This window comes from Peribacillus phoenicis, from assembly GCF_047238085.1.
In the GTDB taxonomy this organism is placed as follows: domain Bacteria; phylum Bacillota; class Bacilli; order Bacillales; family DSM-1321; genus Peribacillus.
Genome location: NZ_JBDFMF010000001.1, coordinates 360,397 through 372,033 on the forward strand (window position 1 = coordinate 360,397; position 11,637 = coordinate 372,033).

The 11,637-nt window shown below is 41.3% G+C and carries 9 protein-coding genes; 8 read left to right on the top strand and 1 reads right to left on the bottom strand.

Annotation, left to right across the window (positions count from 1 at the left end; genetic code table 11):
* The first annotated feature begins 25 nt into the window (after positions 1–25).
* Genes ABC374_RS01755 through ABC374_RS01770 form a run of 4 tightly spaced genes read left to right on the top strand, consistent with a single transcriptional unit; the run spans position 26 to position 5,040 of the window.
* Positions 26–1,504: a 4-hydroxyphenylacetate 3-hydroxylase family protein gene (locus ABC374_RS01755; protein ID WP_413015491.1), complete on the top strand. Its 1,479-nt coding sequence runs from the start codon at positions 26–28 to the stop codon at positions 1,502–1,504.
* The gene (locus tag ABC374_RS01760; protein ID WP_413015493.1) at positions 1,452–2,888 is read left to right on the top strand and encodes a 4-hydroxyphenylacetate 3-hydroxylase family protein; all 1,437 of its coding nucleotides are present in this window, start codon (positions 1,452–1,454) and stop codon (positions 2,886–2,888) included. Before ABC374_RS01755 ends, ABC374_RS01760 begins: the two co-directional genes overlap by 53 nt.
* Positions 2,889–2,900: 12 nt before the next feature.
* Positions 2,901–3,956, top strand: coding sequence for an LLM class flavin-dependent oxidoreductase (locus ABC374_RS01765; protein WP_413015495.1), 1,056 nt, complete (start codon positions 2,901–2,903; stop codon positions 3,954–3,956).
* A gap of 34 nt (positions 3,957–3,990) precedes the next feature.
* Positions 3,991–5,040 (top strand): LLM class flavin-dependent oxidoreductase, encoded by a 1,050-nt coding sequence (locus tag ABC374_RS01770; protein ID WP_413015497.1) that lies wholly within the window; start codon positions 3,991–3,993, stop codon positions 5,038–5,040.
* A gap of 245 nt (positions 5,041–5,285) precedes the next feature.
* Here ABC374_RS01770 and ABC374_RS01775 read toward each other — a convergent pair whose 3' ends face one another.
* On the bottom strand, positions 5,286–5,870 hold the full coding sequence (locus tag ABC374_RS01775; protein WP_413015499.1) for a LysE family transporter: 585 nt from the start codon (positions 5,868–5,870) through the stop codon (positions 5,286–5,288).
* Between the two features lie 103 nt (positions 5,871–5,973).
* Between ABC374_RS01775 and ABC374_RS01780 the strand changes: the two genes are divergently transcribed.
* From ABC374_RS01780 to ABC374_RS01795, 4 genes are all read left to right on the top strand, one after another.
* Positions 5,974–6,528, top strand: a complete 555-nt coding sequence (locus ABC374_RS01780; protein ID WP_350301265.1) for a helix-turn-helix domain-containing protein — start codon at positions 5,974–5,976, stop codon at positions 6,526–6,528.
* A gap of 183 nt (positions 6,529–6,711) precedes the next feature.
* Positions 6,712–7,185 (top strand): MarR family winged helix-turn-helix transcriptional regulator, encoded by a 474-nt coding sequence (locus tag ABC374_RS01785; RefSeq protein ID WP_350301266.1) that lies wholly within the window; start codon positions 6,712–6,714, stop codon positions 7,183–7,185.
* A 70-nt stretch (positions 7,186–7,255) separates the two neighbouring features.
* Complete coding sequence (locus ABC374_RS01790) at positions 7,256–8,107, top strand: pirin family protein (protein WP_413015502.1); 852 nt, start codon at positions 7,256–7,258, stop codon at positions 8,105–8,107.
* Positions 8,108–8,801: 694 nt separating this feature from the next.
* On the top strand, positions 8,802–11,612 hold the full coding sequence (locus ABC374_RS01795) for a bifunctional metallophosphatase/5'-nucleotidase (RefSeq protein ID WP_413015504.1): 2,811 nt from the start codon (positions 8,802–8,804) through the stop codon (positions 11,610–11,612).
* The last annotated feature ends 25 nt before the right edge of the window (positions 11,613–11,637 follow it).

An 11,637-nucleotide genomic window follows, 5' to 3' on the forward strand; every position in this document is an offset into this window, starting at 1 on the left:
TATCCAGGGAGGAGTTGGGAACTTAATGAATAAGAGAAGCCGGCTTGCCGAAAGTTTGAAAGACGGAAGAAATGTTTGGCTTGATGGAAAGAAAATAGACGATCTATATGCCCATCAGGCTTTCACAGGCACTTTAAAGACTTTAACAAATTTGTTGGGTATGCTGGATTCACCTGAAGAACAAAAGATTGTCGGGTATGAAAGTCCAAAAACAAAGGAATATGTTCATAGATCTTTTCTCATTCCTAAAGATTTGGAAGAACTGATTTCAAGAAGAAAGGCTTTTGAGTTATGGTCGCGGAAAACTTACGGAGTGATGAGCCGATTATCCGACTATGCGAATTCGATGGTCACAGCATATTTCATTGATAGGGATTTCTTTAACCAGTATGATTCAGGATTTTCCGAAAAAATCACTGCATACTATGAACAGGCTAGGGATGAACGGCGTATTGTGATCCAGGCGATTCTTGACCCTCAGATAGATCGGTCAAAGCCGAGTGATGAACAGGAAGATGCTTTATTGAAAGTCATAAGGGAAACGGAAGAAGGAATAGTTGTTAGAGGGGCGAAAATGATTGCTACCGCTTCCCCGTATGCACATGATGTCATCATCATGCCGCATCAGAAGCTGACTCCTGATAAAACGGAGCATGCCAATATGTGCATTATCCCTTTGAATCTTCCTGGCCTGCAAATTGTCTGTCGTGAATCATTCGCTTCAAAAGACCAAAAGAAACATCCATTAAGTGCACAATTTGATGAAATGGACGCTGTTTTAATTTTTGATGATGTGTTGATTCCGTGGGAACGCGTTTTGATAAGGGGATCTGTAGAAGGAGTGTTTGAAGCTCAGCGGCACCAGCAATTGAACTGTCTCGCCCATCATCAGACGGTCGTTCGCTTGCTTACGAAGCTTCAATTCGTAACGGGGGTGGCTACGGCCATCGCTCAATCGATCGGTGTTGATCAATTCTTACAAGTGAAGGAAAAGCTTGGTGAACTATATACCCAAATCGATAGTATAGAAGCGTTGCTTATTGCTTCAGAGGTTCAAGGTTCACTTAACGAGAAGGGCGTTTATCTGCCTGCTCTCGTACCTTTGCAAACGGCCCGAAATCTTGGAACCCGCCATTATCCAAGAGCGATCGAGATTTTAAAACAAATCGGGGCGGGCGGTTTTATCCAGCTCCCTTCTACAACGATAGAGGACAGCAACGACCTCATTCCACTATTGGAAAAGTATTATAGAGGAGCGAATGTTGATGCCGTCACTAAAACTTCTTTATTTCAAATAGGATGGGAACTGATCGGAAGCACACTGGGATCGAGGCATGATCTGTATGAAAGGCTGTATACCGGGGATCCCATTCGAACCTTCGCTTTGCAATATGAAACCTATGATAAAGAGCCGTTAAAACGGAAACTCCTCCGTTTTTTGGAGGGGGTAAATGGAAAGGGGAATCGTGATGATCGAAAACAATCGGTATCTTCAACGACTTAATGATGGGAGAAATATTTGGCTAGATGGGGATATCGTCAAAAACTTAGACGAACACCCTGCATTTAAGGGAACGGTCCATACGATACAATCATTGCTGGATTTACAAACAAAAGCAGACAGTAAATCGTTGCTGACATACAAAACGGAGGAAGGGCTTGATGCGAACCTGTCATTTCTCGTTCCAAGGACGCATAAGGATCTGGAAAAAAAACGTTTGGCGTATCAGCATTGGGCCGATCAGACTTTTGGGGTCATGAGCCGTCTATCTGAATATTCCCGTTCCATATTTACTGGTTGGTTTGCAAACCGTTCAGAGTATGAAGATGCACATCCAGGTTTTTCTGAAAAAATAGAAAGCTATTACTATCAATCCCGTAATCTTAATTTATTGTCAACAGTTGCAGGGCATGATCCACAAAAGGATCGTTCAAAAACATTAGTGGAAAAGAAACCGGGGATTTTACATATCAGCCGTAAAGATAGCGAAGGGATCTATGTTCGCGGTGCGAAAATGATTGCGACAGCGGCTCCGTATGTCGATGAAATTTTAATCTTTTCCTATCACAAGAGAGGAGAAAATGAACGTGAATTTGCAAATGTTTTCTTTGTGCCTGTCAATGCGAATGGATTGCATATCGTTTGCAGGGAGTCATTTGCCGATAAACGGGAGGAGGATCACCCGTTAAGTGCACGTTTTGACGAAATGGATGCAGTCCTAATTTTTGATGATGTATTCATCCCTTGGGAGCGAGTACTGGTTCATGAGGATCCGGAATTTGCTTGGAAGCTTCGTTGTGATGCCCCTTCATCACTGCTTAGCCAGCATCAAACAGTAGTGAGACTTGTCAGCAAACTGGAAAGTGTCGTAGCAATCGGGAACGAATTAGCGGAAACGGCTGGGGCAACACAATTTCTGCATGTGAAAGAGAAGCTTGCAGAATTGATCATACAGTTAGAAACCATTAAAGCATTACTGCTCGCTTCAGAATATAAAGCAAAAATGTATAACGGCATACTGCTTCCTAATCAAGATTTCTTAGCGACAGCAAGGAATCTGGGAACTAGATTCTACCCAAGAGCGTTGGAAATCCTCCAGCAGATTGGGGCAGGGGGGCTATTGCAGGTCCCATCCAGCATAAAAGAATTGGAAGGTCCCATAGGTCCTTTGTTAAAAGAATATTACCAGGGTACAGAGACATCTGCAGAAGATAGGACACGATTAATTAAATTAACGTGGGATTTATTGGGGAGTCCTCTTGCATCAAGACATGAATTATATGAGAGATTTTATTCCGGCGATCCTGTCAGAACGTATGCAGCACAGTACAATAATTATAAAAATAAGCAGAATCTCGTTGATTATGCTTATGAGGTTTTAAAATAAGGAGGTCCTATAATGTCTGTGCATTTTTACTGGTATGTACCTACAAATGGTGATGGTGAATACTTAGGCCTAAACGAGCCGCAGAGGAAGCCTACCTTGGATTATATAATAAGTGTTGCGAAAGCAGCTGAAAAGGCCGGTTTTGAAGGGATATTAATTCCTACGGGCATACCTTACCTAGACTCATGGATAGTGGGTTCGGCCATCATTCATCATACGAGAACAATTAAGCCGTTAATCGCTTTTCGCCCAGGATTCATTGCTCCGACGGTTGCGGCTAAAATGGCCGCGACCCTTGATCAATTCTCAGAAGGGAGAATGCTTGTCAATGTAGTGACTGGAGGATCGGCAAAAGAATTGGGTCAGGATGGTGACTTCGTTGAGCACAATGAGCGATATGCCAGAACAGGTGAATTCCTTGAAGTCGTACAAAAATCATGGACTGAACAGAAGGTTAATCATATAGGAGAATATTTTACCATCAGTGATGGAGTATTGAATCCAAGCATTCATCAAAGTCCGAATATTCCGATTTATTTTGGAGGTTCATCTGATGCAGCAAAGGAAATTGCAGCGAAATCCGCCGATGTATATTTGCAATGGGGAGAACCAGCCCAGCAAATTGAACAACAAATCAATGACGTCAAACAAAGAGCGAAGAAGTATGGAAGGCAATTGGAATATGGTGTCAGGATTCATGTGGTCGTTCGGGATGAGGAGAGTGAAGCATGGGAGGCAGCCGCAAAAATAATAAGTAAGGCTGACAGGGAAACTCTGAGTAATATGAATCATTACTATGAAACGACGGATTCAGTGGCCCAAAAACGGATGAATGAATTAACGAGGAACAATGAGCGTTTTGGAAGATATGGCTGGTCGGGAATCGGGAAAATCAGGAAAGGAGCGGGTACAGCCATTGTAGGCACCCCTGAACAAGTAAGGGAAGGCCTGCAAGAATATATCGATATTGGCGTCAAACATTTTATCCTATCCGGTTTTCCTCATTTAGAGGAGGCAGAACGATTTGGGCAAGCAGTACGACCATTATTTGGAGAAAAGGTTTTATGAGCAGGAAGGTCCATAAAAATAAGGAGGGAAGGATATGAAATTTTCAATCTGGGGGGCTAATTTATCAGGTGGTTTCTTGCGGGCAAACGTAGAACAAAATACGGATGGAAGTATGGAGTATAATCGGAAACTCGCTAAAATGGCAGACCAGCTACAAGTGGATTCCATCCTTTATGCCATTCGCTATGTGGGCAGTATCGGAGGTAGCTCGACGGATAGAGGTCAACTTGATCCCTTATCAGTAATTACCGCTTTGGCAGGGTATACCGAAAGAGTTCATTTTATTGCTGCGGTTTTACCAGGCTTCATTCACCCTGCAACCCTCGCAAAAGTAAGTTCAAGCATCGACATTATCTCAAATGGGAGATTCCACATAAATTTGGTCAGCGGTTGGTTTAAAGAAGAGCAAGAAATGTTTGGGATAGAATGGATTAAGCATGAAGAGCGGTATAAACGTTCAAGGGAATACCTAGAAGTTTTAAAAGGATTGTGGACGACCGATAATTTTTCTTTTCAAGGGGACTATTATCAAATAAAGAATGCGATATTGGCACCGAAACCGATTCAAAAACCATATCCAGCAATCTATCAAGGCGGTAATTCCCAAGATTCCCAAGAGATGGCCGGGGAATTATCCGATTATTACTTTATGAATGGAGCCTCCATAGAAGAGTTGAAAGAACAAATGAATTATGTAAATGCTGTAGCACAAAATCATGGTCGTGAAGTTAAATTTGCCGTTAATGCTTTTGTCATTGCCAGAAAAACGGAAGAGGAGGCAAGAAGCGAATATCGGTATATCATCGAACAGGCAGATGATACGGCGATAGCACAGTTCAAAAACCGTAAAGATACGAAAGGCATGTGGAAAAATGCATCCTCTATTAGTGATTTTGTTGCTAATAATGAAGGATTCAGGACAGGGTTGATCGGCAGTTACGAATCAGTTGCAAGCAAAATTCAGGAACTTCAAGCAATTGGAATCGATAAGATCCTATTAACTTTTCGAAATGCACTTGAGGAATTACCGGATTTTTATAACAACGTTAACAATCGCTTACAATCAGAGTTCATTAAGAAATAAAAATGGACAAAAAATTCAGAAGCTTAATCGAGGATGCCATAATGAAACCTGGATGAATCGGAAAATATAGAATTCAAAAAGACCGCTATAAGTGGTCTTTTTGGGATTGGATTGAAGAAATTTCCGACACTCCTGCCGAATTACTGGCTAGCCGAGACCCCACAGGCACTTACTTTGATGAGGCTTGGCAGACACTCGCTTTCCTCGGGCAATCTTCTTAATGAAGGATCAAACCTTTACCTTTTTTAGTGTACAAGAATCGAAATGGCACTATACACTAATAACAAAGCCATGATTACATTAAACTGACTTCGATACTTTGATAAAAACGTTTGAAAAACAGAACCGAACATACTCCAGCAGAACGTACTCATAAAACCAACAAAAGCCAGAAATAATGAAAAGAATAGTAAGCTGAAATTTGAAGAGTGATAAGGTAGTATGAAGGTCGATATTGCCGTGATGCCATATAGGATGCCTTTTGGATTTATGAATTGTAAAAGCATGCCAGCTATAAAACTGTTGTTCCTGTCATCATTATCGTCCTTATCTTTATTTGAACTGGAAATGATTTTTATGGCCAGATACAGCATGTAAATTGCACCTAGGATCGTCATGATAAATTCAATCTTTGGTATGAAATTTTCAAGCAAAACATTAAAATAACTGCACAATAACATTATTACAAAAAAACCGGCACCTACCCCGAAACAAAATTTAATATTCTTTTTTAACCCGTACTTGTTCGCAAATAACATGGCCATGATGTTATTTGGACCTGGAGTGAAACTCGTAATAAAAACAAATAGCAAAAAAGATAGTAAAGGCATGGTTGACTCCCCTTTGTATGTTATAATGTCCAAAAGTGACATTATAACGACTTCCTTTTTATTGTACAATGCGGACGTTATATTGTAAATGAGGGGCATTTTTATGGAAGAGATAAATTTTATTATTGCTAACAATTTAAAAGCCATCAGGGAAAGTAAAAAATTAAGTCTTGAAAAGGTTGCAGAATTAACTGGAGTAAGCAAAACGATGATCGGACAAATAGAAAGGGGAGGATCGAGCCCAACGATTACAACAATTTGGAAAATAGCCAATGGATTAAAGATTTCATTTTCTTCATTGATAAATAGTCCGCAGCCGGATACAAAAATTGTTTTAAAAAGTGAAATTCAATCATTATCTGAAGATAACGGCAAATATCGAGTTTATCCCCACTTTCCCTTTGAGGATGAGAAGCGCTTTGAAGTATATTCAGTCGAGATAGAAAAAGGTGGATTCCTAAGTTCCGATTCGCATAGGGATGGAACGGAAGAGTACATAACTGTTTTTGAAGGGGAAGTGACTGTACGTGTAAATAACGAAGAATATACAGTAAGGAATGGTGATTCTATCAGGTTCAAGGCTGACAGACCGCATGCCTACCATAATTCAGGGGAAACATTGACTCGATTAAGCATGATCTTATATTATCCAGCTTAAAAAAAGGGAGTAATGTAGTTCTGTTAATTATATCTTTGCAAAGTGAATATCCCCTATAGATTGCCTGTTGGTAAGGTCTTCCTGTTGGGGATACTGCTTCAACAAGTCAAAGGCCCAACGATTTGACTCGTTATCAAATTACTAGTAAACTGAGGTGCATCAAAGATGGGAGGTAGGCTTAACATGGATAGACGGGGATTTTCGGATGAGAACAAATTGAGTTTGCTGATTTGGCTGCGAATGGTTCGTTTTTATCAAAGAAGCAATCAGCTTTCGAATGAACACTTACAGCATTTCGGCGTAACCGCTGCACAATTCGATATGTTGGCACAAGTGCTTATCCATCAGCCTGTTTCACAAATCGAATTAGCGGAGCACCTAACGATAAGCCGTGGAGGCGTATCACATATGCTGACAAGGCTGGAAAAAGAGAACTTGATCGTCCGTAATCAACAATGGAAGGTTAAATATATTTCATTAACGGAAAAAGGGAAAGAGTTAATGGAAAAGGTCATGCCTATTCAATCCGATTTCCAAGCTTCATTATTCGATATATTGGATGATGAAGAAAAGAAGCGCATGCATGAGATGATGATAAAGATTCATAGACATAGTTTACAGATGGAAGTGCCTAATCCCAGCCAGGAGGAATCCTAAGACTGGATCAGGCAGCCATAATGATAGTATTCTTATCAGTTTACTAGTAACTTAAGGGAGGAATGGAGTAATGAAAAGTGAAAATCATTTTAAACGGGATATTGTCGAAGTGAAAGATGTGAAGCTTCAAAGGTATAGTCCGATTCATACGGCCGGACCAATCATAGAACCAGGAAACTGGGAAAAGAGTGATCCGTTCCTTTTAATGATGGAGGATAAATTTCAAAAGGGATCATTCGATATTCACCCGCACAGGGGAATCGAAACCGTTACATTCGTCATTGACGGAACGATCGAGCACTATGACAGTCATACCGGGGATGGAGGGATACTTGGACCTGGTGATGTCCAATGGATGACAGCGGGAAGCGGCGTCGTGCATAATGAGGTGCCTTCCGAAGGTGTGACTGCCCATTCCCTTCAACTTTGGGTCAACCTTCCCCGGAGTGAAAAGATGACGACACCAAGATATCAAAACTTAATGGCAAAAGATATGCCGGTCAGAAAAGAAGAAGGAGCACTGATCCGTGTCTTTTCCGGATCATCCAAGGATGTTATCTCGACAACGAAAAACCATGTTCCCGTGACGATGGTGGAGATGGTTCTGGAGCCAGGAGCTCCGGTCACACAGAATTTACCAGGAAGCTTCAACGGATTCATCTATCTAATAGAAGGAAGCGGAATCTTCGGTAACAACGAAGTGAGAGCCTCAAAGGGACAGGTCTTATGGCTGGGTGCTTGTAAAGAATCAGGGGAAAGTGAAGTTGATATAACGGCTACTGAACCTTTAAGACTTGTTTTATATGCAGGAGAACCTTTAATGGAGCCTGTTGTTGCCCGCGGACCGTTTGTCATGAATACTGAAGAGGAAATCGATCAGGCATACCTTGAGTATCGGCAAGGGACTTTCTTGAAGCATTGATATGAAAATTTCGACAAGGGCATCGTAACTGATGCTCTTTTTTTTGAATCCTCCCATAAGAATAGGTAAATATTGATGGCAAAAGGGAGTGTATTTAATGCGTGGATCGGAAAAAATGCTCCGGAGTCCGAATAATGAGGTGAAGGTTGAAAAAATTCGTGAACGGTCGAATAAAGTACGGTGAAGGTCGAATAAAGTGCCGGAACGGTCGAATAAATTCGTGGAAGGTCGAATAAAGTGCAAACCTCTGAAATCAACTGGACTTTTTTTGAAAAAACTGGAAACTAACTAGTCTTCTTCGTCATTGTCTGCAGTCTGGGAGAGATTTAAATCTCTCCCTTTTTTGATTTTTAGCAATTAGGTATAAAGACCAAGGGTTATTCCAAAAAACTGATTCTATTTTACCACTAATTAATTTTCTTGATATATCATCAATTAGCCACTAGGTATTTTGGGGTGATTATAATGATAATATTCTGTTAATATTCCGTGATGTATTGTAAATTTGTTTTAAAATTGGATTATTTTGTTGTAATATAGGAGATACACGGATCTTTAGAGGAAAAAAGTAGGGTGGATTTGTGTATGGGTAAGTAAATTTGTCGGAATTAATTTTTTGGAAAAGCGTGTCAATTCTATGGATAAGTTAGCAGAATGTTATGTCAGTATAGAACTTATAGGGGGATTAACTATAATGGGGAAAAAGAAAATCGTAAAAATTGCATCCGCTACCATGATGGTTGCGACAGCGGTCGTAGCAGTAGCACCGGCACCTTCGGATGCTGCCACTAGCCTGAATAGTAAAATCAAAACAGCCAAGGCCGCCATCAAAAAACCATTCGACACCTATTTCTACACTTCTAAACTCGCTTCAGTGTCCACTGTTGAAAAACAAATCAAGTCTGCAAAACAAGCAAAAAAAGACATCAACTCTACCATTAAAAAATCAATGCTAAGCAAAAAAGAAAAAGATGCCAAATACAAAGAAATCGAAGCTTATGATAAGTACATCACTCGTTCTGAAGGTTATGTAAAAGGGTATAAAGCGGCTGAAAAAGCAAAAGCTGCCCATGATAAATCGATTAACGCCTTTACGAATTCCATCATCGCCAAAAAATCAAATGATATCAGGGATCAATATAATGCACTGGATAAAGCCGTGAAAAAGACAGACAAAGATATAAAAGATACGGTTTACGGTGCGAAAATCGAAAAGCTTCTATATAATAAATTCACTAAATCGACCAAAACAGCTTTGAACGGTGACCTGAAAGTTCCGTACTACTATGAAAAAGCTGCATACTGGGTGAAGAAGGGTGATTTAAAGACCGCGGACAACCGGATGAATACCGTTTCGTCGCAGTTGAAAAAGGTCAGCAAAACATCCAAACTTGGTAAAGCCATTCATGCTTATGTTAAAGAGGTGAAAGGTAAGTATGATGAAGCGGTATATGCAGAAAAGAAAAAAGAAGTGGCAAAACGGGTCAATGCCTATGTAGCTCTTGCCAATGGGGAACTTAAAACGAAAGAACAGATAAAAGCGGCTAAAAAGGCGAGAGCCGACATCCATTTAAATGGGATCAAGGAGTCGGACCGAAAGGAATTCGAAGCGAAAATAGCATTGGCGGATAAGAAAGTGGCAGCTGCTAAAGAAGCTTTGAAAAATCCGGCGAAGGCAATCACGCTTTCCTTGATGCATACGAATGACACGCATGCCCACTTGGACAATGTAGCCAAAAGGGTGACGGCTGTTAAAGAAGTGCGTAAGAGTAAACCGCAAGCTCTTTTGGTGGATGCTGGTGACGTATTCTCGGGAACGCTCTATTTTAATGAATTCAAAGGGCAAGCTGATCTTCGCTTCATGAATTTAATGAAATATGATGTCATGACATTTGGGAATCATGAGTTTGACTTGGGATCAAGCGCTGAAGGGCATCAAGCTTTGGCTGACTTCATTAAAGGGGCACAGTTCCCATTTGTCAGTTCGAATGTGGACTTCTCCAAAGATGATAAGTTCAAGGGACTATTCTCGGACATGATTTCAAGTAAGCCGGAGCAAGGGAAGATATACAATGGAATCGTAAAACAAGTGGATGGCCAAAAGGTAGGGTTCTTCGGGCTTACAACGGAAGAGACTAAAGATATTTCAAGTCCTGGCAGTATAGAATTCGAAAACTACCTTGAAGAAGCCGAAAAAGCGGTCAAGGCGTTCAAAGGCATGGGTGTCAATAAGATAGTTGCCGTATCCCATATTGGTTATGATGACAATGCAGCTTATGACAATGATTTAACATTAGCTGCCAAGGTCAAAGGCATCGACGTGATTGTGGGCGGACATAGCCATACGCAGTTAAACGCCCCCGTTATTGTTGACAAAGATGATAAAGGGAAAACCAAAGATCCGACAGTCATCGTTCAAGGGTATCAGTATAGCGACTATTTAGGCACGATCGATGTGGAATTCGATAAGAAAGGCAAGATTGTCGGACAAGCCGGACAGCTGATTAAGCTTTCTGAAAAACAGGATGATCCTGAAGCGGCAAAAGTGCTCGAAACATACTCCTCGAAGATTAAGGAACTCAAGGAAACGAAGACTGGGGCAACAGCTGTGAAGGCTTTGGACACACCGCGTGATGCAGGGGATGAAACGAAACCGAGTGTTCGTAAAAATGAAACCGAACTGGGTAATTTAATTACAGACGGAATGCTTAGTAAAGCAAAAGAATTCAATAAGGATGCGGTCATTGCTTTCCAAAATGGCGGGGGCATCCGCGCTAGTATTGATCAAGGTGAGATCACATTAGGGGAAATCCTAACCGTTTTACCGTTTGGGAATACGTTAGCGACGATAAAGCTTACAGGTGCAGAGATCAATGAAGCATTAGAGCATAGTGTAAGCCTCGCCCCTAAGGAAAATGGCGGCTTCCTGCATGTTTCCGGAATGAAATTCAGCTACGACAGTTCGAAGGAAGCAGGCAATCGTGTGACAAAGGCTGAAGTCCTTGGACAAGATGGAATATATTCCGAATTGGATGCAGCGAAGGAATATGTCGTGGCGACAAATGCTTTTACAGCCAAGGGCGGAGATGGATTCACCGTTTTCAAGAAGGCTTATGAAGAAGGAAGAGTGACGGATATCGGACTCGCTGATTGGGAGAATTTACGGGATTATGTAAGCGGGCTGAAAACTGTCGATCCAAGCATCGAAGGACGCATCAAGGATGTGGCCGGAAGCAATACAGACCCGACTGTGGTATTGGCCAAAGACTTTGGCGGAACGGCTGAAGCGCCAAAAACACATGAAGGCAATGTAGTTGTTGATATTACTGATGTTGCTTCATTGGAAAATGCAGTGGTTAAAGGGAATCTTACATTAACGGGAACTCCTTCGGATGACTTTACTTTTTCACAGGTTACAGTCGAGGGTAATTTGGATTTATCGGGACTTAACGGTAAGACCGTGAGCATGAGCGGTGTCACGGTGAATGGCGAAACCATTCTTTAAGCGGTATTCAAATGACTGCCGAGCC

Excerpts from the sequence above, each read along its gene's own strand:
- ABC374_RS01755 (WP_413015491.1), top strand. The coding sequence starts at position 26 with ATGAATAAGAGAAGCCGGCTTGCCGAAAGTTTGAAAGACGGAAGAAAT.
- ABC374_RS01760 (WP_413015493.1), top strand. The coding sequence starts at position 1,452 with ATGGAAAGGGGAATCGTGATGATCGAAAACAATCGGTATCTTCAACGA.
- ABC374_RS01765 (WP_413015495.1), top strand. The coding sequence starts at position 2,901 with ATGTCTGTGCATTTTTACTGGTATGTACCTACAAATGGTGATGGTGAA.
- ABC374_RS01770 (WP_413015497.1), top strand. The coding sequence starts at position 3,991 with ATGAAATTTTCAATCTGGGGGGCTAATTTATCAGGTGGTTTCTTGCGG.
- ABC374_RS01775 (WP_413015499.1), bottom strand. The coding sequence starts at position 5,870 with ATGCCTTTACTATCTTTTTTGCTATTTGTTTTTATTACGAGTTTCACT.
- ABC374_RS01780 (WP_350301265.1), top strand. The coding sequence starts at position 5,974 with ATGGAAGAGATAAATTTTATTATTGCTAACAATTTAAAAGCCATCAGG.
- ABC374_RS01785 (WP_350301266.1), top strand. The coding sequence starts at position 6,712 with ATGGATAGACGGGGATTTTCGGATGAGAACAAATTGAGTTTGCTGATT.
- ABC374_RS01790 (WP_413015502.1), top strand. The coding sequence starts at position 7,256 with ATGAAAAGTGAAAATCATTTTAAACGGGATATTGTCGAAGTGAAAGAT.
- ABC374_RS01795 (WP_413015504.1), top strand. The coding sequence starts at position 8,802 with ATGGGGAAAAAGAAAATCGTAAAAATTGCATCCGCTACCATGATGGTT.